The organism is Bacillus halotolerans (genome assembly GCF_004006435.1).
GTDB classification, from domain to species: domain Bacteria; phylum Bacillota; class Bacilli; order Bacillales; family Bacillaceae; genus Bacillus; species Bacillus halotolerans.
On sequence record NZ_CP029364.1, the window covers coordinates 3580927 to 3606465 of the forward strand.

Below are 25539 nucleotides of genomic sequence, written 5' to 3' on the forward strand. Positions count from 1 at the left end.
AAGATACAGGGTTGCAAAAAGCTAAAAAAGCATGCTAATATAATATTGTACCGACTGGTAGGTACAGGAGTTTAGTTATTGATAGAAGGAGGTTAAGTGATTACACCAACAGAACTGTATTATTCCAAGGACCCTATATGGGCAATTGAAGATCGAGTACGTTTAGGGATTACAGATATAATGCTCAAACAACAATTTGATGAAATTGTATTCTTAGATCCCCCGAGGAATGGAATTCATTAACGATAAACAATAGCTGTGGTGTTGTGGAGTCCATTAAAACTACTCCTTATCTCATCCTTTAAATTCTAAAAGTAAACACCGTATTAGAGGATAGTCCTGAATATGTAAATGAATCCCCTTATGATTAAGGATGGATGCGAGAAGTTCAAATGGATAATATAGATGATATCAAGCATCCTATAGGTGCTAAAGAATTCAAAGATTATGTATATGAAAAAATGGAGGGAATCATGATGAAAAAATTAGAATCAATTGATCAATTTGAGAAGTTAAAAAATACAGAGCGCGTTGTCTTTATGTTTTCAGCGGACTGGTGCCCAGACTGTCGGGCGATCGAGCCAATTTTACCGAACATTGAAGCGAATTATTCGGAATATCAGTTTATTTATGTAGACCGGGATGACTTTATTGATTTGTGCATCGAACTGAATGTATTTGGTATTCCAAGTTTTATCGCTTATCATAACGGAGAAGAAGCAGGGCGGTTTGTTAGCAAGGCTCGGAAAACACAAGAAGAAATCGAAACATTTCTTAACAGATTGTCCGCTTAATTGCTAACATAAAATTGTACCAAACGGTAGGTACGGATAAAAGGAATTAGAGGGAAGAATTATTAGTCAAGACGATGTTAAACAAATTAAAAACATAGAGATTCAAAAGAAGAAGTTGCTGAATCAATTATGGTAGCAACTGCCTTGAAAGTCGGATCTGCTCTTGATCATGGAGTTAATGCATAATGAATAAGTCTTAAAGTATAAAACTTGGAGGTTTTTATGAATAATTTTCAGTCAGTTGAAGCTCTTTTTAAACCATTTGAAATGGGAAATCTGAAACTATCTAATCGTATTTTGATGGCACCTATGACGCGAAACTTTTCTCCAAATGGAGTACCAGGGGAGGATGTCGCTGCGTATTATCGTCGTAGAGCTGAAAATGGTGTTGGACTTATTGTGACAGAGGGTACGTTTATCAACCATCCTGATGTTGCATCCGAGGTGCCAGCATGGCAGGAGGACGTACCACACTTATACGGAGAAGAGGCGCTAAACGGTTGGTCAAAAGTAGTTGATGGGGTACACGAGGCCGGTGGGAAAATTTTCTCTCAATTGTGGCACATGGGTGCACGAGGCAACGCTAATGATTACTCAAAACAAGAAATTTTGGAATTGGTTGAAGCTTTTGCACAGGCAGCAGCCAATGCTAAAAAGGTTGGTTTTGATGGCATTGAGATTATGGCAGCCCATGGATTTTTAATTGATCAGTTCTTTTGGGAAAAAACAAACACACGTACTGATGAATATGGTGGCGACATAGTTAAGCGCACACGCTTTGCGAGTGAGGTCATCGCAGCTTGCCGACGTGTTATTGGACCAGATTTTCCAATCTCGTTGCGAATCTCACAGTGGAAATATGATTTCTATACAGCAAAATTAGTAGAAACTCCAGAAGAACTAAAACGTTTCTTAACGCCATTAGTTGATGCAGGAGTTGACATCTTTCATGCATCTATTCGTCGTTTTTGGGAACCTGCATTTGAAGGATCTGAACTGAATCTATCAGGATGGATTAAAAAGTTAACAGGAAAACCAACAATTACAGTTGGATCTGTCGGTCTTGATGGCGCTGATTTCTTGGATTTCTTCGCTACTGGAGAAGAGGCCACTGGTAAAGCCAACAAAATGGGCAATTTGATCGAGAGGTTAGAACGTGAAGAATTTGATCTGATGGCTGTGGGTCGCGCATTATTGGCTGACCCTGACTGGGTAAACAAAATCCGAGATGGACGAACAGAAGAATTAATTCCGTTTACGCGTGAGGCAATTGAAACATTATATTAAACAGAGCTAAAAAAATAATAAAGAACCCATTTTGATTGATTTTTTTCAAAATGGGTTCTTTTTAGTTACTTTCAGATAAAGATCCCATAACACTATTACTTATCTTTTAGTGATTGATTTTGTAAGGTATATGAAATTAACGGAAACTTTTTCGAGTTGAGTCTATCATATGGTCGTTTACTACGGAAGCAATTTTCATGAAGTTTATAAAATCTTCTGTTGAAAATTGATCCAGTCTACTCATCCTAGAACAGATCCGATGGTTTCAAACTATGGCTTTGAATCGCATGAGAGAGGATGCAAGCAAAGGACTTAAAAGTCAAGTCATCTGCTACAATCCTCATCGTCTTTACGGAAATGATCATTGAGCTTATCAGTGCTGACGAGTTGAGAGAGCGAGACAAGCGGTTAGCTGGAAGCATTTTTATACCTCTATCGTATATTCTGTCTTCATTAGTTTCGAGAGTTTTAAAAGAAGAATGTACATGAATGAGAGAAGCAGGCATATTAGATCCGGCTTCTTCTGCATTATTTCCCCTTCGCTTTCTTCCGCTTTTCCTTCTCCGCCCGATAGAACTCATGGAACATCTTCATCAGCGCCCGCTTCTCAATCCGCGATACATAGCTGCGCGAAATACCGAGTTCTTTGGCAATCTCACGCTGCGTTTTTTCCTTCTTCAAATCAAGCCCAAACCGCCCGACAATTACTTCCTTTTCACGGTCATCTAAAATGTCAATGTATTGCTTCACTTTTTCAAGCTCCATATTGAGCTGGATTGTATCAATTACGTCTTCATTTTCTGATTTCAGGACATCGATCAGGCTTATTTCATTCCCTTCTTTATCCTGCCCGATCGGATCATGAAGGGACACGTCTTTTTTTGTTTTTTTCAATGCGCGTAAATGCATGAGGATCTCATTATTAATTACAAAAGGGGGGTGCACAGATTTCCTGTGTTTGATTAAATAAATGTTGAGTCAGTTTCCTGTAATAAATGCTTAAACGTTTCTTAGCGAATGAAGAGGATACCTTAAATAAACAAGCACATATTCAATTGTATGTGATTATATGTACAAAAGATTAATATTACGCAACATAAAAGTTGGAATGCAAAAGTGATATGTAAAATAATTGGACTGTCACTCTTAATAATCAGTCCAAGTTGCAGGCATTGTTTTTTTATCGCCTTCATGTCTATATATATGGCAAAATTCATGAGCGAAATCATACCATTGTTCAATTCGACTTTTTCGGCTGTCCAAGCATATGTTATAAATTCCGCTATGTTTAAGTGCGAAGCTTGTAACAGGTTTAAATGAAAGCCTGATATCTAATGACTCGGCAATCCGTTCAAAATTAATTTGTTCAGGTTCTGTAATATCAATCTTTCTGTATAAGTTTTCAATCCAATCCTCTAAATGACTGTTTGTATACCTCAAGATAAAAAACCTCCTTAAAGACGACAATCTAAAAATTGGATTCGTTTAAATATTATATGGAAAGCAAGACTTTTTCATAGGAAAATTCGTCTAAAAAGATGGAATATGAATCCGTTTAATAATGGCTGTTTTCGTAAGAATGATAATTTTGACACACATCTGGATTTCTCTAGAAAAGTAAAGGTCTTTAGGGATTTATGTCAAAATAATAGTATGTACCTTATGCAACAAAAATGGAGTATGGTTGTTTAATAAGGAGGGGAACTATGAAAAAAAATATTCACATATTGGGAGCTTCTGGTGTCGGGACTTCAACATTGGGTGTTGCATTATCAAAGCATTTGCCTCATACGCATTTTGATACCGATGATTACTATTGGATAGATAAATTCACTAAAAAAAGAGAAATTCCTGAAAGAAGAAAGTTGCTTGAAAAAGACTTAACAATAAATGAGAAATGGATTCTTTCTGGTGCAGTGTGTGGCTGGGGCGATAATCTAAAAAGTTATTTTGACCTTGTCGTCTTCTTATGGATTCCACAAGATATACGGCTTGAGAGATTAAGGCATAGGGAATTTCAGCGTTATGGAAATGAAGTGTTAGCCGGTGGCAGTAAATATGAACAATCAAAAGCATTTTTAGAGTGGGCTTCTTTATATGATAATGCTGGAATGGAAGTTAGAAGTAGAGCTTTGCATGAACATTGGATGGAAGATTTATCTTGTCCAGTGCTAAAGATTGAAGGCGATCACTCAGTCAATGAAAGAGTTGACCGTGTCTTGGATTATCTGAATTCTAATTAAACTAACGGATAGCGATAGCTGCATAAGAAAATAAATTTAAAAATCAAAGAAAGTTCCAGTAATGCATTTTACGGATCACGTTTTTTTATACCGCTATCAGTATGCTGTTGGAGGGGTTAAATATCAATAAAAAATTCTTAAAAAGGTTAATGATTGTACCAATTCTATTCATTTGTTATGTTTTATTTTTAAATCCTAAAGTTATACTTGAACAGCAATGTCCTAATAAGCCTTACAGTTTAACAATCGTAAAGCACGGGACAGGTATATTCGATAAGAAAATAGTTTTAATATATTACAAGATCAACGGAAAAACAGTAGCTGTTGGGGATTTGGTGTTTTTTGAGAATTTTGACAGAGATATAGATGTTACTTGGGATACGAATACAGATGATGGAACTTGGTGGATAGATAAAAGCGTACATTTAACCATGACCTATGCTAAAAATTTTAAGGGGGATTTAGACAAGAAAGATATTGATTTTGATTATGGTACTGTCCAATGATAATGAATCAGTATATTTAAACAGGAATATACAATAAAAGAACCGCCAGTCGCGGTTCTTTTGTGTTCAAATTTAAACAGATTTAGGAGCAGTTTTTCCTTTCCTTACAATTACCATGATTCCAGGGATGATCATAAGTATACTGGTATTAAGTAAAACCAGTCGTTTGAATAAGACAACAATTGAAGCCGTAAACCCAATACATGAAAAGATCAAAGACCCCCATGCCCCAACAAGAAGGTCGCTTGTCATATCAAAGTATCTGATCAAATGAAAAAATAAATCTAAATAGGCGATACCTAGAGCTAGAATAGATGCTACAACACCCAGTAGGCTCCCTGTCAAACTTAAAAAAATTCAATGGTTCTCTTCACAATAAACGCACCTTATGTAATCAGGACACTTCATTTTTATATATGAAAATGTAAAAGAAACATAAATGAAAATATAAATGAGAAAAACAACAAAAACCCTTGCCACGTAAGGGTTTGTAAGGGATTCAAAAATCACTTGCGGCTCTTTATTTCTACCCAGATAAAGGAGCGAAGAATAACGGTATCGACGGCGTATATGGACCGAAAACAGCAGATGCAGTTAGACGATTTCAGTCGATGCATGGACTATCTGCTGATGGAATTTATGGACCTAAGACTAAAGCCAAACTTGAAGCTCTATCAAAGAGGAACTGAACAAGCTCTAAGTATAATAAAACAGCTCCTTATCCTTTTAAATAGCACAATTTTGGTTGAGTGACTTTTGCCATTAGCCATTACAACCTTTATATCCAAAAATTCTTAATATACATCCAAATATTTTTATTATATACTTATCTAACCAAAAAAACTGGAGGTTGGTTTATTTATGCCATTATCAAATTCAATGACAAATCCGAGTGTTAGACTTGCTACTTCTCCACCACCACCGTTTCTGCTCATAAACACGCTTATATTTAAAACAGATTAAGAATCTGCGAAATATAAGCTGTTTCGCAGATTCGAAGGAGTAGAAAATGAAATCTAGCATACAGTTTATATTATCAATGATTATTTTTGGTACAATTGGTTTAGTTGTGAGATACATTGACTTATCTTCGAGTGAAACAGCGTTTTTAAGTAGCTCAATTGGTTTTCTCTTTTTAACACTTGTGTTTATTAATAAGAGAAAAAGCTTCTCCTGGAAAAAAATAAAAAGTTGTGGGATATTTCTTTTTTTATCGGGCATTGCTTTGGGAGGAAATTGGATATTTCTTTATCAATCCTATGAGTATACAACACTAACGAATGCCACGTTAGGTTATTATTTTGCACCTGTTTTTGTGATGTTACTTTCACCTATTTTTTTAAAGGAAAAACTCTCTTTTAAAAAAGTGATATGTATCTTCGTAGCAGTATTAGGGATGATGTTCATTGTCGGAAATGGTGTTAGTGCATCCGGAAGAGAGGATTTAATTGGGATTATTTTGGGGTTAATTGCAGCTGCATTTTATGCTGCGTTAATGTTGTTAAATAAGTTTATTAAAGAGATGAATCGGCTGGAAGTAACCATTATCCAACTGTTGGTCACAGCTTTAATTCTTCTACCATATGTCCTTATTACAGAAGGACTTAACATGCTAAGTGTATCATCATCATCAATTCCTTTTATAATCTTTCTGGGGATTGTAAACACAGGAATAGGGTTCTGGTTGTTTTTCTCTGGCATGGAAAAATTAAAAGGTCAGAGCATAGCTGTGTTAAGTTATGTTGACCCATTTGTTGCTATTCTCATTTCTGGTCTAATATTACAAGAGCAATTCACGTTATTACAAATTATGGGTGGAATTCTTTTATTAGGTTCTACTTTTGCTAGTGAATTAAGATTTCGCAGAACACAAGAGTGTGTCAAACGATTTTAGCCTATGTTTGGGTTACTCAGGACGACATTTATGGACCTGATACTAAAGCAAAACTTGAAGACTTATTGAAAATAATTAAAAGAAGCCCTTCTTAAAAAGAGGGGCTCCTTTTCTAACTATATTGTTTTAAGGTGTTCTTTAATTTGTTCAATGACTTGCTTAAGCCATTCTAATGGAGTTATATCATCTTCAGGAAAGTATATACCATCAGCTGCTTCTTCTATAAATTCATTCTTGTCTTCTTCTGAATAATCACTATTTACAAACTCAGTTAGTGCTATTAAATCTCTTTCTTTTAGTTTTTGTGATGCTTCATTTAAATATTCATCAAGGGCATCTTCCGGAGACTCTATATCTTGGTGGAAATGTCCACCGAGAAATCTAAATACAGGATCAGAAACTTTAATTTCAATCATTATATATCACCTCGTTGGGTAGCCTGTTAGTATAAAGCTACCATCTTCATTTTTCCTTAATACTATTCTTGCGTTAGTCATATCTTTAACTTCATTTGAACCTCTACGAACTCCTCTACCTATAACTTCGGTTCCCCTATAAGGCAACGGTAATGTATCGTCAATATCACTATTTAACCACTCTTCAATTTCCTTTTTATATTTAGTTAATGTTTCATTAGCGACTTTTTCTGCAGTTGGCCTATCAGTGAAACTAGAAGAGGCACGTATCCTCTTGTTTTTCTGTAGTCTCTGTAATAACTCTTCATCAGTCTTACCGATATGTCTATCAATTAGATGCCCGCCCTTTGCTTCATGAGCAGCTAATCCTCCGCCAGGTGCGAGAGGGGTACTATCACCTTGTTTGACATTACCTATACCCATGTTGTTAGAAGTCTCAGATTTTCTAAGTACACTCTCTTTTTTATCTTCAATAATACTTTTTAATAAAGGCGTATTCTTTATATTATATGTATTGTCGATGTCTTGGGCAATTCCGACAAGTGCAAGATCATTCTTATCTAATAATAGAATTGATGTAAGCTTTGCCTTTGTTTATCCCTTTATTCACATGAGAAGCGGCTGTTCCACCTTCAACCACTTTACCCACTTTTGAGAGCTTAGTAGTGGTTTGTACTGCGGCACCCGCACCTTTTGGTCCAACAATATTGCCGATTGCATAACTGATATAATGTGCTCTTGTGTATGCATCACCATTTATCATTTTATCATTCCATGAATCGACGATGTTTGTCCAGATTATTTTTGGATAGGAGGGAACGCTTAAGACTGTTGTAATTGTTTTTGTAAGTTTTAGTTCCATAGGAAGCTGTGAATATTCCCAGGCTCCTACAACCAAGTCTTTGATGCCATATATCGTATCGTCAATCGCATCGTTAAGCCCATCATTAACTCCATCGATGAAATCAATTGCTGCCTTACCGGCATTGATCACACTTTCACCAACTTCTTCGAGCTGTTTTGCTTGTTCAAGCTGCACCACATATTGTAACTGTGCAGGCTCAAGGTTCTCATACCCGATCTTCTTGGCAATTTCTAAGTATTCATCCGGATCCGTCACTCCGTCAGCTAACTTCTTCTTCAGCTCTTTGATTTCTCGCTCTTTAGCTTCCTCTTTCTTAATCGTCAAATAAGCTTCTGTACGTTTCTCAATATCGCCCTTTTTCTTATGTATATCACTCTCACGGTACGCCTTGGCGTTGTAGTGAAGAGGCGTAGCGTTTTTGCCTTTGCCAGTTGCTTCTTGGAGCTTTTGGAAATCTGACTTGATGAATTGTTCATTTGGTTCTGACATAGCATATTCTGTTAGTAAATCCTCGTCAAGATCACCTAGTTTTTCAATTGTTTTTTTGCGTTTATTATTGGCATCCGCAAGCTCATCCTTGAAGGTTTCTGTTGAAAACAGGTCGAGCGGAAGGATGTCGTCAATATCGTTTAGGATATCTTTCATGGCTTTTTTCTGTTCAGACATGATTGATTTTGATTTTGTATGGGCGTTAGCCAGTTCATGTTCTAAAAAAGATTCTTCAATATAAGCATCAGAGAGACCTTTGTCTTCGACAGCTCCGGCAATGCTGTTAAAGAATGCGATTTTCATGTCAATGTAGTCAATCCATTGATCAGTGACACCAACATGATCGTGATAGAATGCTTTAATGTTATTAGCGCCTTTACCTGAGAATTCGCTGTCATCCAGTTCAGCGACGCTTTGTAAAGCTTTTCTCAAGTTGACCATTTGCGTCCTTAGTTCTTTATATTCTTTGGCGCGGTCTGTAGCTTCAGACATAAGTGTTTTAGCTTCAAAGACTTTCATAATCATACCCTCTCATTTAATCATATAACAAAATATTACCATGGAAGAATGATGAAACTAACTGTTATGTGGATCAAAGGTTGGAAATGAATCATTCGATCTGTGCTATTTTACCTATTTACCAATCGTTTCAATGAAAGGGGACTTTCCAATTGTAACATCGCCATCATGAAAAAATTCGATAACGTAGCCAGATTCACTAAACAGAAAAGTATCTGATCCAACGGCAGTTACATCATCAATTACGTTTAATGCATGCTCAAGACTGGTTTTTAATGCTGGCTGTTCTCCGTAACCCCAAAGGATAATAATGTTCCTATCTTTAAAATGGTGTTTAGCTAGCCAATCGTAAATCTCTTCCTCGTAATCTATAAATTGGTGACAACAAACTTCTTCCCACTTGATTCGTCCCCAAGATGTAAAGGGAAAACAGTTTGAAAGCAGTTCATAATATTTTGCCGTTAATTCTTCTGATAAGATTTCTTTGTTTTTCCCTAGAGCTTCTAAGCATTCATCAAATAAGTCCAAAATTTTCACCTCAAAAGCTTTATGTATGATGGATTTTTTCAGTATTAGAAATAAGAAAAAGCCGTTATGAAACGGCTAAAGGGAATCAGAACTAATGTTGTTTATCGAATCAAACAAGGAATTCATGAGTAGGTGCTAGAGTTACATTCCGGGATGCTTCCTTCATTTCGCCATTAGACATAGTTCCGAAAAAGGCAAGTCCAATTAAAACGGCGGATAAACTGATAAACAATTTAGATTTCATACATGCATTCCCCTTTCGATATTTGCTTTTGAGCATATACCATCTTCTTGAAACAGATGATACTATCCTCTATTTTTCCATTTTAATCGAAAAGGTTTACTCCTAAAAATGCCATCTCTTCCATATAAGGGTATACTTTGCCATTCTCTAAACGAGAAAAAATGTTGAGGAGTTTAGGTGTATCGCCATTTCTTATATAAAGAACGTCTAATGCTTCAAATAAGTTCATAAAAAGTTCGTCTTTAAAGTCTACAGCGCTTCTGATTCCTTTGCGGAAACACTCTAATGCCTGTTCTTTTTTGCCTTGTATAAAATAAATCAACGCTAGATCATGATAGGCCTGTGGAAGTACGTCAGAGTTTATTTTTCTGTATTGAACCAAGGCCTGCTCGATGTAACGTGCAGCCTTATTTAAGTTGTCCATTTTGTAATAGCAATTACCGAGATTGAAAAATGGAGTGGCATAGATGTGAGTATTTTTACTTTTAAGCAGCTCAGCACCTTTTAAAGCAAGGTGGGGGAGAGCTTTTTCATGGTTTTCAAGGTCATCGTAGTTGCCGGCAATGACAAAATGGCACTGAATACGCCGAACAGAATAAAGTTCATGTTTTTTATAGATATTGTATGAAAGTTAAGAGTCATTTTCATATGATAATAGACTTCGGATAACTTAAAATAAAACTCAGCTTTTTCAATCTTGTCGGAGATCGTTGGAATTTTGCGTTCAGCTTTTTTGTAATATGTAATGGCCTTTGTGTATTTACCGTTTCTAAACTCATACATCCCGCGGAAGAAGTTATAATAATATGCCCGCATATTGTCCAGTTTTTTCTTATATCCTTCGATTTTCTTCAAATATTCTGAAAATTCCATTCGATTCTCATCAGATGGCAGCGTATACTCCAGCATGATTTTATGTCGAAAGGCCATTAGTTGATGATAAATAAGCAAGTCTTGATCTTCTTCCATAACCTCTATATCACGTTCGATTTCAGCTTTTAACATTTCAGCATCAGTAACGTTGAATTTTTGAATATGCCTATGCCATTCATTAATTTTCATTCCCACTTCAGCTGATGTGATTGATATCAAGATATTCACCCTTCCCTTAACTCTACTAGTACTGTAAATATTAACAAGTTTTTGTTCGCAGAAAAAGGCAATAGGGCACCGCAATTTAAATTTTCGGTGAGACCGCAATAACTTTTTGTCTTGGTATTAAGAATCTTGATTATATGCTACGTAGAAAGTGACGGGTTGGGACTGTTAGAGGAGTAAACCTTGTGTTTGCTCCTCTTTTTTTGCTTATCAGATAGTCGTCGTGGTGTTGTTATCAAGTTGCAATAGTATTTTTAAGAAAAGCATCAATTGATTTTATTTGAATACAAAAGAACCTGTATTGGAATTTTTATAATAAATATTTTGACATTTCAGTAAAGAGCATATATATTCTTATATGAGCATGTAATCATATATTGATATTTCTAGTGTCAGGTTAGAATGCTCAATAAAAGATAAGAAATAATAAAGCATATGAATCAAGAAACTTTCGTTAAGGAGGAGATTTTTATGGGTCACAATCATACTACGGGAGCTAATAAAAAGGTTTTATTGATCTCTTTTATCATGATTACAGGTTATATGATGATAGAAGCCATAGGTGGATTTTTAACAAATAGTCTGGCGCTTTTATCAGATGCAGGCCATATGCTGAGTGATTCAATTTCATTAATGGTTGCCTTGATTGCTTTTACATTAGCTGAAAAAAAGGCAAATCACAATAAGACATTCGGCTATAAACGATTTGAGATTCTTGCTGCTGTGATAAACGGTGTTGCATTAATTCTTATTTCTCTTTATATCATTTATGAAGCAATCGAACGTTTCTCTAACCCACCAGAAGTAGCAACAACTGGCATGCTTACGATTAGTATTATCGGGTTAGTTGTGAATATATTAGTCGCATGGATTATGATGAGTGGCGGAGATACAAAGAATAATCTGAACATAAGAGGAGCTTATTTGCATGTGATAAGCGATATGCTCGGCTCTGTAGGTGCCATTCTAGCTGCCATACTTATCATCTTCTTTGGATGGGGCTGGGCAGACCCATTGGCTAGTATGATTGTGGCTATTCTTGTTCTAAGAAGTGGTTACAATGTGACTAAAAGTTCCATTCACATATTAATGGAAGGAACTCCAGAACATATCGATGTCACTGACATCATTCGTGCAATTGAAGAGACAGAGGGAATTCAAAACATTCATGATTTACACATATGGTCTATCACAAGTGGATTAAATGCTCTTTCTTGCCACGCTGTGGTTGACGATCAGCTGACCATTTCAGAAAGTGAAAATATTTTACGCAAAATTGAACATGAGCTTGAGCATAAAGGCATTACGCATGTAACCATTCAAATGGAAACAGAAGCACATAATCATGACAATGCGATCCTTTGTCAGGCCACAATTGAGAAGCCGCATGACCACCATCATCATTAAAATTTTTATCTGATGAGGTTCAGTTTTAGTCTATCTCTCGTATGAATAAAATTAGTGGGAGGCTTAATATGTATGACACGATAGTAATTGGAGCTGGTCAAGCAGGAATCTCAATAGGATATTATCTTAAGCAGACCGACCAAAAGCTTATCATTTTGGATAAAAGTCAGGGGGTTGGGGAGAGCTGGAAAGAACGGTATGACTCATTGGTTTTATTTACTTCTCGAATGTATAGCTCTTTGCCTGGGATGCATCTTGAAGGAGAAAAAAACGGATTTCCTTCAAAAGATGAAATTGTAGCTTATCTAAAGAAATATGTTGAAAGATTTGATATTCCAATCCAATTACAGACAGATGTAATAAGTGTTCTAAAATCAAAGAATTATTTCTTAATAAAAACAAATCAGGGAGAATATCAATCAAAGAATCTTGTCATTGCTACAGGTCCTTTTCATACCCCTAATATTCCATCAATATCAAAAGGTTTAGCTGATAATATTAATCAACTACACTCGTCACAATATAAGAATTCAAAACAATTGGTACATGGAAATGTACTAGTAGTTGGTGGGGGGAATAGTGGTGCGCAGATAGCTGTTGAATTATCCAAAGAAAGAGTTACATATTTAGCCTGTAGTAATAAACTTGTTTATTTGCCTTTAATGATCGGAAAAAGAAGCATCTTTTGGTGGTTTGATAAATTAGGAGTTTTACATGCAAGTCATACATCGATATTAGGCAAATTCATTCAAAAGAAAGATGATCCAATATTTGGGTATGAACTAAAACACGCAATAAAACAGAGGGAGATTATGTTAAAAACAAGAGTCGTAGCTGGAAAGCAAAATGAAATCATTTTTAAAGATTCATCTTCATTAGAAGTAAACAATATTATTTGGGCTACAGGTTTTAGGAATCCCCTTAAATGGATAAATATAAAAGGTGTTTTGAATAAAGAAGGTCGAATCATACATCATAGAGGTGTTTCACCTGTAGAAGGATTGTACTTTATAGGTTTGCCTTGGCAGCATAGGCGAGGTTCAGCATTGCTTCAAGGCGTAGGAAATGATGCTGAATACATTGTAAAACGAATTAACGGGGAATAAACTATGTAGAGCAGTAACTAACATGTGAACTGCTCCTATTTTTTGTGGGAATAAGTTTAGGAAGCAGAGATGTGCCTTCTCTTTTATATTTAAGAAATTAGAACAAAGAAGCGAAGAAATCTCTTCAAGACATACTCATATTTTTATGTTCAATAATGTAAGAGGAGAGAAACGAGCCTAAAATTATCTTGGTTAATCATATCAAAGGTACCGAAGAAAAAGTTTGCGGTTTTTTTGCGGTTCAAACACTTTTTTGAAATGTTAGAATATTACATAAAAAGACATAAAAGGAGGGGTCCTGTGAATCCGGTTTTATCATCGTCAGAAGTTGGCGTAAAGATCAATGAATGGTATAAAATGATACGTCAATTTAGTGTCCCGGATGCAGAGATTTTAAAGGCAGAGGTGGAGCAAGAAATCCAACGGATGGAGGAAGATGAGTATTTACTCATTTACTTCTCCCTAATGAAATTCCGTCATCAACTCATGTTAGATTATTTGGAACCCGTAACAACACGTATAAGACCAACTATTGACGAACTTCTTGAAAAAATTGAGACTTCAAATAAAGGCATATCTGGTCTTTTGTCGTATTATTCTCTGTTTTTCAGAGGGATGTACGAGTTTGATAAGAAGCAATACATGAAAGCTATTTACTATTATAGAGAAGCTGAAAAGCAGCTTATACATGTCCCTGATGAGATCGAAAGGGCAGAGTTTCATTTTAAGTTAGCTGAAGCATATTATGGTATGAAGCAAAGTCATGTGTCTATGCATCACGTTAAACAAGCATTGGATATTTATAATCAATATGAACTTTATAAGGTGCGAAAAGTTCAATGTATGTTTGTTATCTCAGGGAATTATACTGATTTTAAACATTACGAAAAAAGTCAGCCGCATCTTGAAAAGGCATTAGAGTTATCTAGGGAATTGAATAACAAAAGGTTGATTAGTTCTGCACTATATAATTTAGGCACTAATTTTGCTGATAGTGGTGATTACGAGCAGGCGGAAGTATACATAAAGCAAGCAGTGGAGATTACAGAAAAAGAAAAGCTCACAAACTTGCCACATTCTTTATTTTCTTATGCAAAAATCCTTTTTAAACAAGGAAAAATGAATGAGGCTATCCAAGTAAGTAAGAAAGGTTTGACAGCAGCTCTTTATCAAGGTGATGAGCTTTTCGCAAAATTACAGGGATATTTAAAAGCTCTTTATGTCGATGCAGTGGACCAACAAGGTGTTAATAAAACAATAGAATACTTAGAAAAAAATAAGAACTATTCATATATTGAAGACATTGCCTGTGAGACCGCAGCTGCTTACGCAAACTCAAAAGAATTTGAAACATCCTATGTATATCATCAGAAAATGCTTGAGACTCAAACACAAATTCAAAGGGGAGAATGCCTGTATGACTTTTAAAAAGAAGGTATGCCTAATCCTGGGTTTGTCACTTGTTTTAGTGTGTAGTTTCGGATCCAACTTAACAGAAAATCAAACTCAAAACACATTTCATATTGCCTCTGATCGTTTTCAAACTTGATAATATTACATTCAACCTCCTTCAGAAATGGAGGTTTTTTTATTTGATATCAACAGAAACAATGGAATCAAATGCGATATAATTAGTATCCCCCCTTTAAATCCTTGAGGAATAACCTTTACTTTTGGGGAGAGAAAAAGGCAATAGGGCACCGCAATTTAAATTTTCGGTGAGACCGCAATAACTTTTTAGTTCTCATGGAAAATCTGTCGATGGTGAATTAAGTGGTTTTGAGGATTAGCTCATTAAAAACTCACTTCGTAGATGAAGACAGTGCTTCAAAAGTGATTTTAAAATTGCTGCAGAACAAGTTATGCATAAAGAGAAAGGTGATCAGACCTTTTATTTCTATTTTGGATGATTGCTGAACTTGTACCCATTTTTGTGCATAAAATATAAAACTGTGTAAAAAGATGTAATGAATGACTTCAAAATTACTTAGGACCTAATGGCCGAAGTAATTGTCCGAGAAAACACTGGTTGTTTCAAACTATCGGTGTTTTTATTTGTCTCATTTTATGGGGGTGTACCACTTACATAAAGTTCTTTTATGCCCCCTAGAGAATATACATGTAAAAATATTTTTTCATATGGGGGATTATATGAAGTTGCAAGGGAGGATAAGTTTAAGCGTTGGTTGGATAACTTTGTTTCTAATGGGTACTGATTTATTTGTGGTATCCCCATTATTACCGTTTATTTCGGAAGTATATAAAGTTAGTGCATCAACCACTGGATGGATGGTAACTGTTTTTGCAGTTACATATGCTTTTTCGGCTCCTTGCTTCGGTTGGCTTTCAGATATCAAAGAACGGAGAACATTGATTACATTTGGCTTATTGCTGTTCGCTATTTCTAATATGCTAACTGCATTTTCTCCTTCATTTTTATGGTTGATTGTTAGCCGTATTTTAGCTGGTTTATCCGTTGCTTCAATCACTCCTTTGATATACGCAATCATTGGAGATACTGCCCCGCCTAACCGAAGAGGAACATGGCTTTCGATTGTTGTCTCAGGACACTTGACGGCTCTTTGGGCAGGAGCGCCAATCGGTACGTTATTAGAGCATTTTCTTGGATGGCGCTCAGTATTTGTTGTAATGGCAATCATAGGAGCCGTATTGGCGGCAGTGAATTTTAAAACATGGGAATCTATTCCTAAAAATGGTTTAACAAGAAACCTGTTAGAAGGAAATCTGCTAAGAATACTTGGTTCTGTAAGTGTTACTACCATTTGGGCGATTTCAATGTATACCCTTTATGTTTATTTAGGTGCAGCTCTTTACTCTAAAAATAAATTCTCGTCATCAGAAATCGCATTAGCTGTTGCTTTTTATGGTGTCGGTGCTGTTTTAGGGAGCCTTACAAGTGGGCAATTAACAGATAAATTTGGAGAAGAGAAAATTTCGAAGGTTACGCTAATTTTGTTAATTTTAATACTCATTTGTTTAGGGATATTCTTCTCATCTGGTGATTGGATTTATTTCTTTCTTTTTATATGGGCTTTAGTTGGGTATGCAGGATTTACATCATACCAAGCAAGATTAGCAGTGGAATATCCAAAAGAACGAGGAATTGTTATGGCATGGAATAATACAGCTCTGTATATTGGTATTACCATTGGTTCAATGATTGGGGGTTATGTCATATCTAATTGGGGATATTCTTCACTTCCATATGTTTGTAGCGTTGCAGCAATCGTAAGTTTTGTGCTTAGTACCCAAAAGGTACAAGAAGCCAAAAAAGATTCAGCTTTTTCAACAGATACATGACCACGGAACAAAGTCTATTTGGGGTTCAGCCGAGATACATGTATAAGGGGTCATAGGATTGTTTTTATTTCCAAATCCTAAAATATCAAAAGTGACATAAGGAAACATGGATTTTTTGCACAAAGCTTAACTTCAAACTAAAAAAGTCAAATTTCCTGTCACGCTAAGCCACTTTTCATTAAAGCCGGATTCCTGTTCAACTAGAGGCTCCGGCTTATGTTCATTACACTCTGATTCTCGTTCGCTTTACTCAGTTATATTTTTCAAGCCGATCTTTGAGATTTGTGCGGACAGCAGGCCATTCCTCGGCAATGATTGAAAAGTAAGCTGTATCCCTAATGCTACCATTACTTGCAGGGAGATGTGCCCTGCGAATGCCTTCAAAAGTAGCACCAAGCCTTTGTATAGCAGAACGTGAACGTATGTTACGAGCGTCAGTTTTCAGTGTGACTCTGATAGTATTCCACGAATCAAATGCATGTGCAAGCATCAGAAGCTTGCACTCTGTATTAACACCAGTACGTTGAAATGCCCAGGTGCTACCGATTTCTGCCACGGTTGGTGGAGTCAAATCTGTAGGGGAAGTCCCACTTGCAACGCCCGGTGGCCATGAAAAAACTTCGAGAGCAAAAAGCCGCGGATCTGTTTTGAAACATCATAAAAATGGATAAAGAAATTTCTCGTTTCAAAACTGGTTGTCTAGTTTTGAAATTTGATTTCCATATTCATCAAAATTGCTTTCCAAAAGCCACTTTTCGAACCGATTTTTTATATTGGGCCATTCTTTATCAATTATCGAAAACCAAGCTGTATCTCTATTTCTTTGTTTGTATACAAGTGCTTGCCTAAAAGTTCCTTCATATTGAAATCCCAATCTTAGAGCTGCCTTTCTAGAAGGATCGTTTAAACTATCACATTTCCATTCATAACGTCTATAGTGCAGCTCTTCGAATACGTAACGCGCCAGTAGAAACTGTGCTTCAGTAGCAATTCTAGTTTTTTTTAGTCTTTCAGAGTATATTACATGTCCAACTTCCACTGAACTATTTTCGATATTGATCCTCATTAGTGAAAAAGAGCCCAGTGCTTCGTTACTGTCATTGTCAACTATTGCATAGTAAAAAGGGTCTTCTGATTTTATTAATTTTGATAAGAAAATTTCGAATTCCTTTTCACTTGTAAATTTTTCGGTTGGCAGATAGGTCCATTGTTTATCGTCACTCTCGGGTCCATAAACAATTTTGTACAGATCATCAAAATGCTTCATTGATACCTTTTCTAACGTACAGTATTTTCCTGCTATTGTGTTTCTTGTTGGAACTAGTGGATGCTGATAGCCCTCAACTGGCTCACCGATTTTTTGTCCAAATTGGTTAATTTGCATACTTAACATATCCTTTCTTAGATCAACCCACGAAGTAGGGAACTTATGCTTGTTAATATTACATTGAATGTTTAATAAGATTGATTTCTCTAACTTTTGGGGATTCCATCAGCGTAAGAATTCTCCCAATAAAGTACCTAGTTCAAGAATAATCCAAACAATTTAACCGATCGTATCTGAGTAAAATCAATCCTCTTATTATCTGTACATACTAATTTTATTGGCGGATATTATGCATTTTTTTTATCCCAACTTTCTTTATAAATGATAAAATCATTTTAGAGAATTTCTGTACCTAATAAAAGTGACAGAATTTAAAAAAACAATAGGGACAGATGGAGGGTTAACAGTGGAAATTACCCCATTTTTACATAGGGAGTCGTCTGAGCCGTTATATAGTCAATTGTATCATTGGATTAAGAATGAAATTGAGGAAGGTAGGCTCTTGCCAGGAATGAAGATGCCATCAATTCGTCAGCTAACGGCTCATTTAAAGGTTAGCCGAAACACGGTTGAGACAGCATATCAGCAGCTACAATCAGAGGGATACCTAGAAAGTGTCCCTAAAAGTGGAATATGGGTAGCTGAGATTGAGAAACCTTTACTACATCCGATTGTTGTGGAACATCCTATTAGGTTGGAAAGTAAACAATCAAGCGAGGTCCTTGTGGATTTTAAATATGGAAACATCGATCTGGAGAAGTTTCCCTTGAAGCAGTGGAAAAAATGTCTGTCAGACGCAGTTGATCAAGTATTTCATTATGGAGAAAATCAGGGTGACTTTGCATTGAGGAGAGAGATTTCAAACTATCTGCTGCAATCCAGAGGGGTACGCTCTACACCGGAACAGATTCTTGTAACGGCCGGAACACAAGCCTCCATGGCGTTAATCTGCCGTCTTTTAGCACTTCAGGAAAAAAACGTGGCCATGGAAGAACCCGGTTACAGTGGAGTTCGATCAGTCTTAAAAGACCAAGGATGCCAAATTGAACCAGTTCCTCTTGAGAAGGACGGATTGTCAATGGAGCATATTCAAATGAGCAGGGCAAAAGCAGTGTATTTAACGCCTTCTCACCAATTTCCATTTGGTATGATTATGTCCATATCGAAAAGAATGCGTTTACTAAAATGGGCTTATCAAACTGGGGGATACATTATTGAGGATGATTATGACAGCGAGTTTCGATACAGGGGACAGCCGATTCCTTCACTGAAATCATTGGATGAAGAGGAAAGGGTTATTTATTTAGGTACATTTTCTAAATCATTTCTACCTTCAGCTCGATTAAGTTATATTGTATTTCCATCCTCTCTAATGGTTCAATATTCACGAAAGTTCGCAGCTTACAAGCAATCTGCTTCTCCTATTATTCAGAGGGCTATGGCCATGTTTATGCAATCCGGGGAATTTGAGAGGCATATACGAAGAATGCGCAAGATTTATCAAAGAAAACATCAGACTCTGTTAAGGAGCATTGAACAGTATATGGGCAATCAAGTAAAAATTGTTGGAGAAAAGTCAGGCTTACATATCTTATTGAAACTAAAAGGCGTAACAGCCTTCGAGTTGATCGAAGCTGGTTTCCAAAAAGGTGTCAAAGTATATTCTCCGTCAAGGTTTTGGCTTAATCCAAACCCCGAAAATGATTCCTATATCATGTTGGGATTTGGTGGATTATCAATTGAAGAAATTGAAAATGGAGTAAGATTACTCGCTAGCTGCATCCCATGAAGAGGGAGAACAGTAAGTAATAAACATATTGGCTTAAAGAATGATGGCGATATATGTAGGTATCGACCGAGAAACAAGCGATCAAGGGGTCAAGCATCGACAGCCAGATAGAGGCCTGGCCTGTATAAAGAAAGCAGGGACTAAGGATGTGCTGAAGTATGCCGATGAAGCTTTGGGGAGCTTTTAGAACGTCCGGCTTTGAATTGCTTAAGGATAAGGATGGATTCAAAATTGCCGCAGATCGAGTTGGTGCATAACATAGTTTTGAGTAATTTTCCAAATAATAAACCCACCTTCATCTTTACAATAGAAGCTGGGTTTATTATTTCAGGTAGTTTTTAAAGTGTTAAAAATATTACGTGCTTGTTGTTTTCAACTCATTTATTTGAAAATTAGATTCTTTCTTCTTTCTAACTTTTAAAGTTAATAGCATTAATATGATTGAAATAAAAAGTAATAAAAAGAATGCAAAATTATAAGAGTTTGTTATATCTTTTGCAGCCCCAACAAGTATAGGGACAGCGCCACTTATAATGTAACCACCGAATTGAATCATAGCAGTCCATTGACTAGCATCTCTTGGTGTAGTTGTTGCGTCTAAAGGAAGGATCATCGCTATTGGAAATAACCCTCCGGCACCAATCCCAGTCAAAATAGCACTAATAATGGGTGAAATACTTCCAGCTATTAACGTGATTATCCCGATAAAATAACATAAAGCACATAGAATAATCCAAGGTTTTCTATTTGGATTATTATTAATTAAAATAGGGATGATGAAGCTGAAAATCATCTGTATGATTGAAAAAACAGTAGCAGTTGTTGCTGCATATGTGGCACTAAAACCTACTTCTTGTACTTTTGGAGCTAGCCATGTTGCAAAAGAATAATACATGCCAGACTGTAGGCCAAAAATCACCATTAGCAGCCATACATATCGATTTCTCCAAGGTAATTGGTTTTTTTGTTTTACAGACTCCCCTTCTACACTTTTCTTTAGTTTAGATTTTTTAATGATTGGCATCCAAACAATTATTCCAATTCCAGCGAATAAAGCCCATATTGCTAAAGCGATGTTCCAAGAATTATTAAAAGAATGCATAGCGGGCACTACCAACCCAGAACTTAAGGATGCTCCAACGCCCATGCCAGCTGAATAAACACCAATCATTGAAGATGAATATTTAGGAAATTGTTTTTTTATATATCCAGAGATAAGTGGACCGGCTATTGCAATTCCAATTCCGGTAAGTACAGCCGTCATTAATAATAGAAAAGGGAAGGTTGCCATAAAGCGCAACGCTGTTGCTAGTCCAATTAATAAGACTGAAAATGCAATGGTCAATTCAATTCCCCATCGTTGACTAAGCTTTGCAGCCACAGGAGCAAATACCCCCATACAAAAAACTGGGAGGGCTGTAAGTAAACTAACCGAAACATTAGACATTTGTAAGTCTGCCTGAATAGTTTTTAAAACTGGAGAGATTGATGTAATGGAAGCACGTAAGCTCATGGATATAACAAACAAAGAAAAGATGCTCCAAATTATATAAATGTTTCCCTTTTTTTTCATAATTATAAACGCTCCTTTTATGATTTTAGATGATTGTTTGATATAATATAGTTAACTTTTTCGTTTGAATGTATACTATAGTTATATCTTTGGTATACTATAATATATTTTGTTGATAGAATCAATGCGAAAGGTGTGAAAAAGTGAAGGAAGAAAATATTGACTTATCCAATCAGGTAGGGATTAAACTTAGAGGAATTCGAAGAAGTAAAAAAATTAGCTTGGAAGAGTTATCTAACTTAAGCAATGTCAGTAAATTAACTCTAGGTAAAATTGAAAGAGGCGAAGCGAACCCAACAATAAATGTCTTATGGAAAATATGTAGAGGATTAAATATTCCATTAGCATCTTTACTAACTTTTGAAGAGGAAATTGAAGTACACCGATTTGTGCCTCCCCATCACTTTGCGGGACAAAATAATGATTGGTTTATCAACCCATTGTTTAAGGCACTTGGCACGGTTGAATGGTATAGAGCATGTATCGATCCAAACAGTGAGTACAGTGAGTCACATTTGGCTGGATCTGAAGAAATCGTACTTGTATTAAATGGTCAATTGGAAATGAAAGTTGGAGAGGAAAAACACCAACTAAACAAGTGGGATGTCATTAAATTTAAAGGTGAAGAGATTCACACGTACATAAACCGTTCAGACGAAAAAGTGTACTTAATGATTTCTTTAACCTATACAAGCCCTTAAGCTCAAACTTTTCAAGAGAGGAATTTTTTGTTTATCACTGGTTATTTTAATACCTACCGTATGAGGATAATCTTAATTCGAAAAGCAAGTTACTTTAAGATCAGGCTACCAATGTGGTAGCTTTTTTATTTACTATAGGGGCAGTATTCTGTTATATACCAGGGTTTCTTCTAATTTTTGCCCTACTTCTGTTTTCTTAAATAGTCCCCTCAACAAAAATTTGTATTGTTGAAATTGCATTAATAACTGGCAATAAAAACGCTACTTCATTTTTAAAATGAGAATAAATCTTTGTAAACGATAATAAGCTAATTTTGATTTAAGGCTTTGATTAGAAAATAAAATCTCTCCTATTGAGGATCTAAGGAGTGTAGAAATGTCTCAACAAAACATCGATTGTTTCAAATTATCGGTGTTTTTTATTTTCTGCATATACATTGAAACGTTTAATAACACTGTAGTTTAATTTAAAATCTCCTCATTTGGACAAACAGCTGTTACATAGCATTACCCAAGGGGTGATGCATTTTATGAAGGTGATAATCATCGAGGGAACGCAAGCTGGCAAATGCATTAACGATTGCTATCAATATTTAATAAAACGTTATAGGAAGAAAATCCAGGGTGATAGCAATATATGTAAGGGTATCAACCGAGGAACAAGCGATCAAGGGATCAAGGGATCGAGGAATCGAGTATTGACAGCCAGATCGAGGACTGCATAAGAAAGCAGGGACTAAGGATGTGCTGAGGCATGAACGATTTTCTGACGAGCTTTTAGAACGTCCGACTTAGAATCGCTTGAGGGAGAATGCGAGTAAAGGACTTAAGTTTGCTAAGGTCCTGACCGTCTTTCTCGGAAATGATAATTGAGCTTATCAGTGCTGACGAGTTGAGAGAGTGAGACAAGCGGTTAGCTGGAAGCATTTTCATACCTCTATCGTATATTCTGTCTCCATTAGTTTCGAAAGTTTTAAAAGAAGCATGTAAATGAATAAGAGAAAGCCGGCATATTAGATCCGGCTTCTTCTGCATTATTTCCCCTTCGCTTTCTTCCGCTTTTCCTTTTCCGCCCGGTAGAACTCATGAAACATCTTCATCAGCGCCCGCTTTTCAATCCGAGATACATAGCTGCGCGAAATACCGAGTTCTTTGGCAATCTCACGCTGCGTTTTTTCCTTCTTTAAATCAAGCCCAAACCGCCCGACAATCACTTCCTTCTCACGGTCATCTAAAATGTCAATGTATTGCTTCACTTTTTCAAGCTCCATATTGAGCTGAATCGTATCAATCACGTCTTCATTTTCTGATTTTAGGACATCGATCAGGCTTATTTCATTCCCTTCTTTATCCTGCCCGATCGGATCATGAAGGGACACATCTTTTTTTGTTTTTTTCAATGCTCGCAAATGCATGAGGATTTCATTTTCAATACACCGCGCAGCATACGTCGCCAGTTTTGTCCCTTTTCCGGCGGAATAGCTTTCAATTCCTTTGATCAGCCCGATTGTTCCGATGGAGATTAAGTCCTCTGCGTCTTCACCTGTATTTTCAAACTTTTTTACAATATGGGCGACCAAGCGAAGATTATGCTCAATCAGCATGTTTCTGGCATGTTCATCCCCTTTAGCCATGAGATCTAAGTATTTTTTTTCGTCGCTGCTTGAGAGCGGTTGTGGAAAGGCATTGTTTTTCACGTAAGATACTAAAAAGACAAGCTCTTTAACTACAAAACCGAGCGCTGCGAAAACACCTGTCACCATCGTCACCTCCACATGATTATGTAGGCAAAAGCCTATATGTCAATGTATGTGATCGGAAGGCTGTCTGTGTCTGTACCGGGAAATTTCTCAATGGGGAGCTTAGGTTTTGTTTTTTAAAATAATCTTTACGCTGCCCCCATACATTTAAATGAACGAAACTGTATGGGGGGATGAGGATGAAAAGATGGATGGCAATGCTTCTTCTGGCGGCAGCAGTTTTTCTTTGTTTGTTGGGAAAGGATATGACGGCTCCGCAACAGGCCAAGGGGGCTGCTTTATATGACAAAATTTTATACTTTCCGTTGTCTCGTTATCCGGAAACCGGGGATCATATAAGAGATGCGATTGCCGAAGGACATTCTGATATATGTACAATTGATCGTGATGGAGCGGACAAAAGGCGGGAGGAATCATTAAAAGGAATTCCAACGAAGCCTGGCTACGATCGGGATGAATGGCCGATGGCAGTTTGTGAAGAAGGAGGTGCCGGAGCCGATGTACGATATGTAACGCCTTCTGATAATCGCGGCGCCGGTTCATGGGTCGGAAATCAAATGAGCAGTTATCCAGATGGTACCAAAGTATTGTTTATTGTTCAGTAATAAAAAAAGAGGCTCAATTCTGAGCCTCTTTTGCTATGATCCTATTTTTCCGCTAGGCTGATTCTCCTGAGGAGGATACGATTCTGCTTTTCGCCAATACTGGCGTGTTCCTTCTTCACGTACAACAATCCCGATCTTTGCAAGTTCAAGACGGAAATCTTCAATGTCGTCTGTTTCCTCTTCTTTCAGTGCTTTCTGACGAGCCTTCAATATAGCATGAGCGCTTGGAGAGAGATCGGGTGATTCAGGTACCCATCGCCGAAATTTATCTTTAAACGGGTCACCTTCAGCCGACCACACGTAATGGTGCTTTTTAAAGGCCTGCTCAATGATTTTAGGTTTTTCATCTATTTCTTCACGTGCCAGTTCATATCCGTCTGTTCCTAAGAGGACAAGCCGTTTGTGATCAATAAATACCAGAGCAATGTCTTCGGAGTTGATCGTTTGAACATGCTTGCCTTTCATTAATGCTACGGAGTCGTTTGTAATCTGTACAGTTAATAGCAATTTCATGATTGAATGAGCGAACCATATACCGGCAATCAGGCCAAGCAGCGCGGTGATAAACTTCACCGGTGATCCGTGAAAAGAGGTAACAAGCCGAAGAGGGCCTTCCAATGGAATCCACGGCAGGGATAATGCCCATTTCGCAAGCTGATGAAAAAAATAACCAATGAGAAGACCGATGATTGCAAGTGTACCGTATAATAAACATTTCGCGGTTTTCGTAATTCCAATTATAGTTTGTGTTTGATCCTGCAAGTTTTCACCTTCTTAGCTAGAAATAAGTTGAATTCCCTTCCCATATTTTAACTTAAATAGAGAGGAAATCAAGAATGTTTCCGCGATTTTTGCTGTCATACATGAAGCCGCCAAATGATTATCAAGCCTTCTTTATGATAAAGATTATACAGAAACGATATAACACGGAGCAGTAAGTTACTGGGGATAAAAGGAATCACTCTTGCTGATCGCGGCCCGCTTTTGTTTTTTATTTGAGAAAACAGGACGTATCACATAGCAGTTCACAGGGAACATAAAGAGTAATGGCTTTAGAGTTTAGACAA

At 36.7% G+C, this 25539-nt stretch carries 19 protein-coding genes and 8 pseudogenes; 15 read left to right on the forward strand and 12 right to left on the reverse strand.

Annotation, left to right across the window (positions count from 1 at the left end):
- The first annotated feature begins 476 nt into the window (after positions 1–476).
- Entirely contained in the window at positions 477–794 is a 318-nt protein-coding gene (locus DIC78_RS18400) for a thioredoxin family protein (protein WP_127696941.1), read from the forward strand.
- 222 nt (positions 795–1016) lie between these two features.
- Positions 1017–2081 carry an NADH:flavin oxidoreductase gene (locus tag DIC78_RS18410; protein ID WP_127696740.1) on the forward strand — a complete coding sequence of 355 codons (1065 nt, stop codon included), beginning with the start codon at positions 1017–1019 and terminating at the stop codon, positions 2079–2081.
- 528 nt (positions 2082–2609) lie between these two features.
- On the opposite strand, the pseudogene DIC78_RS18415 reads toward DIC78_RS18410, so the two are convergent.
- Positions 2610–3008: pseudogene (locus DIC78_RS18415) on the reverse strand (sigma-70 family RNA polymerase sigma factor); the annotation flags it as partial.
- Positions 3004–3521, reverse strand: a pseudogene (locus DIC78_RS18420) (ImmA/IrrE family metallo-endopeptidase). The pseudogenes DIC78_RS18415 and DIC78_RS18420, both read right to left, overlap by 5 nt.
- A 266-nt stretch (positions 3522–3787) precedes the next feature.
- Here DIC78_RS18420 and DIC78_RS18425 point away from each other — a divergent pair.
- The 4 genes and pseudogenes from DIC78_RS18425 to DIC78_RS18445 all read left to right on the forward strand — a co-directional run bounded on the left by DIC78_RS18425 (position 3788) and on the right by DIC78_RS18445 (position 6724).
- Positions 3788–4324, forward strand: a complete 537-nt coding sequence (locus tag DIC78_RS18425; RefSeq protein ID WP_103672588.1) for an ATP-binding protein — start codon at positions 3788–3790, stop codon at positions 4322–4324.
- A gap of 149 nt (positions 4325–4473) precedes the next feature.
- Complete coding sequence (locus tag DIC78_RS18430; RefSeq protein ID WP_223203884.1) at positions 4474–4830, forward strand: hypothetical protein; 357 nt, start codon at positions 4474–4476, stop codon at positions 4828–4830.
- Between the two features lie 497 nt (positions 4831–5327).
- Positions 5328–5519 (forward strand): annotated as a pseudogene (locus DIC78_RS18440) (peptidoglycan-binding domain-containing protein); the annotation flags it as partial.
- A 320-nt stretch (positions 5520–5839) separates the two neighbouring features.
- Positions 5840–6724 (forward strand): DMT family transporter, encoded by an 885-nt coding sequence (locus DIC78_RS18445; protein ID WP_127696742.1) that lies wholly within the window; start codon positions 5840–5842, stop codon positions 6722–6724.
- 116 nt (positions 6725–6840) lie between these two features.
- On the opposite strand, the gene DIC78_RS18450 is transcribed toward DIC78_RS18445, so the two are convergent.
- From DIC78_RS18450 to DIC78_RS18470, 5 genes and pseudogenes are all read right to left on the reverse strand, one after another.
- Entirely contained in the window at positions 6841–7140 is a 300-nt protein-coding gene (locus tag DIC78_RS18450; RefSeq protein ID WP_019260160.1) for a contact-dependent growth inhibition system immunity protein, read from the reverse strand.
- A gap of 6 nt (positions 7141–7146) precedes the next feature.
- A pseudogene (locus DIC78_RS18455) lies at positions 7147–9013 on the reverse strand (T7SS effector LXG polymorphic toxin).
- Between the two features lie 114 nt (positions 9014–9127).
- Positions 9128–9541 carry a CDI toxin immunity protein gene (locus DIC78_RS22215; protein ID WP_420867028.1) on the reverse strand — a complete coding sequence of 138 codons (414 nt, stop codon included), beginning with the start codon at positions 9539–9541 and terminating at the stop codon, positions 9128–9130.
- A gap of 109 nt (positions 9542–9650) precedes the next feature.
- A complete protein-coding gene (gene phrE / locus DIC78_RS18465; RefSeq protein WP_106020134.1) occupies positions 9651–9785 on the reverse strand; it encodes a phosphatase RapE inhibitor PhrE in 135 nt (44 codons plus the stop codon).
- Positions 9775–10877 (reverse strand): annotated as a pseudogene (locus DIC78_RS18470) (response regulator aspartate phosphatase). The gene phrE and the pseudogene DIC78_RS18470 overlap by 11 nt, the downstream one beginning before the upstream one ends.
- A 477-nt stretch (positions 10878–11354) precedes the next feature.
- On the opposite strand from DIC78_RS18470, the gene czcD reads away from it, so the two are divergent.
- From czcD to DIC78_RS18490, 4 genes are all read left to right on the forward strand, one after another.
- Positions 11355–12290, forward strand: coding sequence for a CDF family zinc transporter CzcD (gene czcD, locus DIC78_RS18475; protein ID WP_101861076.1), 936 nt, complete (start codon positions 11355–11357; stop codon positions 12288–12290).
- Between the two features lie 68 nt (positions 12291–12358).
- Positions 12359–13396 (forward strand): flavin-containing monooxygenase, encoded by a 1038-nt coding sequence (locus DIC78_RS18480; protein WP_127696743.1) that lies wholly within the window; start codon positions 12359–12361, stop codon positions 13394–13396.
- A gap of 300 nt (positions 13397–13696) precedes the next feature.
- A complete protein-coding gene (locus tag DIC78_RS18485; RefSeq protein ID WP_127696744.1) occupies positions 13697–14824 on the forward strand; it encodes a Rap family tetratricopeptide repeat protein in 1128 nt (375 codons plus the stop codon).
- Positions 14825–15547: 723 nt separating this feature from the next.
- Positions 15548–16717 (forward strand): MFS transporter, encoded by a 1170-nt coding sequence (locus DIC78_RS18490; RefSeq protein WP_127696745.1) that lies wholly within the window; start codon positions 15548–15550, stop codon positions 16715–16717.
- A 250-nt stretch (positions 16718–16967) separates the two neighbouring features.
- On the opposite strand, the pseudogene DIC78_RS22075 reads toward DIC78_RS18490, so the two are convergent.
- Positions 16968–17303 (reverse strand): annotated as a pseudogene (locus DIC78_RS22075) (GNAT family N-acetyltransferase); the annotation flags it as partial.
- Between the two features lie 99 nt (positions 17304–17402).
- A complete protein-coding gene (locus DIC78_RS18500) occupies positions 17403–18101 on the reverse strand; it encodes a GNAT family N-acetyltransferase (RefSeq protein WP_106020131.1) in 699 nt (232 codons plus the stop codon).
- 349 nt (positions 18102–18450) lie between these two features.
- On the opposite strand from DIC78_RS18500, the gene pdxR reads away from it, so the two are divergent.
- A complete protein-coding gene (gene pdxR / locus DIC78_RS18505; protein WP_223203882.1) occupies positions 18451–19833 on the forward strand; it encodes a MocR-like pyridoxine biosynthesis transcription factor PdxR in 1383 nt (460 codons plus the stop codon).
- A 40-nt stretch (positions 19834–19873) separates the two neighbouring features.
- A pseudogene (locus DIC78_RS18510) lies at positions 19874–20046 on the forward strand (recombinase family protein); the annotation flags it as partial.
- A gap of 142 nt (positions 20047–20188) precedes the next feature.
- Here the strand turns inward: DIC78_RS18510 and DIC78_RS18515 are convergent.
- Entirely contained in the window at positions 20189–21406 is a 1218-nt protein-coding gene (locus DIC78_RS18515) for an MFS transporter (protein ID WP_106020130.1), read from the reverse strand.
- A 143-nt stretch (positions 21407–21549) separates the two neighbouring features.
- Between DIC78_RS18515 and DIC78_RS18520 the strand changes: the two genes are divergently transcribed.
- Positions 21550–22107: a helix-turn-helix domain-containing protein gene (locus DIC78_RS18520; RefSeq protein ID WP_101861070.1), complete on the forward strand. Its 558-nt coding sequence runs from the start codon at positions 21550–21552 to the stop codon at positions 22105–22107.
- 624 nt (positions 22108–22731) lie between these two features.
- Positions 22732–22899: pseudogene (locus DIC78_RS22220) on the forward strand (hypothetical protein); the annotation flags it as partial.
- 242 nt (positions 22900–23141) lie between these two features.
- Here the strand turns inward: DIC78_RS22220 and sigK are convergent.
- Positions 23142–23870, reverse strand: a complete 729-nt coding sequence (sigK, locus tag DIC78_RS18530; protein ID WP_206197101.1) for an RNA polymerase sporulation sigma factor SigK — start codon at positions 23868–23870, stop codon at positions 23142–23144.
- A gap of 176 nt (positions 23871–24046) precedes the next feature.
- Here sigK and DIC78_RS18535 point away from each other — a divergent pair, with 176 nt between their 5' ends.
- Positions 24047–24472: a sporulation-specific Dnase NucB gene (locus tag DIC78_RS18535; RefSeq protein WP_127696748.1), complete on the forward strand. Its 426-nt coding sequence runs from the start codon at positions 24047–24049 to the stop codon at positions 24470–24472.
- 33 nt (positions 24473–24505) lie between these two features.
- On the opposite strand, the gene DIC78_RS18540 is transcribed toward DIC78_RS18535, so the two are convergent.
- Entirely contained in the window at positions 24506–25234 is a 729-nt protein-coding gene (locus DIC78_RS18540) for a YqeB family protein (RefSeq protein WP_127696749.1), read from the reverse strand.
- Positions 25235–25539: the final 305 nt, after the last annotated feature.

Bases quoted from the DNA above. Each gene is read 5' to 3' on its own strand.
- DIC78_RS18515 (WP_106020130.1), bottom strand. From the start codon at position 21,406: ATGAAAAAAAAGGGAAACATTTATATAATTTGGAGCATCTTTTCTTTG.
- DIC78_RS18410 (WP_127696740.1), top strand. From the start codon at position 1,017: ATGAATAATTTTCAGTCAGTTGAAGCTCTTTTTAAACCATTTGAAATG.
- DIC78_RS18445 (WP_127696742.1), top strand. From the start codon at position 5,840: ATGAAATCTAGCATACAGTTTATATTATCAATGATTATTTTTGGTACA.
- DIC78_RS18500 (WP_106020131.1), bottom strand. From the start codon at position 18,101: ATGCAAATTAACCAATTTGGACAAAAAATCGGTGAGCCAGTTGAGGGC.
- DIC78_RS18450 (WP_019260160.1), bottom strand. From the start codon at position 7,140: ATGATTGAAATTAAAGTTTCTGATCCTGTATTTAGATTTCTCGGTGGA.
- DIC78_RS18490 (WP_127696745.1), top strand. From the start codon at position 15,548: ATGAAGTTGCAAGGGAGGATAAGTTTAAGCGTTGGTTGGATAACTTTG.
- czcD (WP_101861076.1), top strand. From the start codon at position 11,355: ATGGGTCACAATCATACTACGGGAGCTAATAAAAAGGTTTTATTGATC.
- DIC78_RS18480 (WP_127696743.1), top strand. From the start codon at position 12,359: ATGTATGACACGATAGTAATTGGAGCTGGTCAAGCAGGAATCTCAATA.
- DIC78_RS18400 (WP_127696941.1), top strand. From the start codon at position 477: ATGAAAAAATTAGAATCAATTGATCAATTTGAGAAGTTAAAAAATACA.
- DIC78_RS18535 (WP_127696748.1), top strand. From the start codon at position 24,047: ATGAAAAGATGGATGGCAATGCTTCTTCTGGCGGCAGCAGTTTTTCTT.
- DIC78_RS18425 (WP_103672588.1), top strand. From the start codon at position 3,788: ATGAAAAAAAATATTCACATATTGGGAGCTTCTGGTGTCGGGACTTCA.
- sigK (WP_206197101.1), bottom strand. From the start codon at position 23,870: ATGGTGACAGGTGTTTTCGCAGCGCTCGGTTTTGTAGTTAAAGAGCTT.
- DIC78_RS18430 (WP_223203884.1), top strand. From the start codon at position 4,474: ATGATTGTACCAATTCTATTCATTTGTTATGTTTTATTTTTAAATCCT.
- phrE (WP_106020134.1), bottom strand. From the start codon at position 9,785: ATGAAATCTAAATTGTTTATCAGTTTATCCGCCGTTTTAATTGGACTT.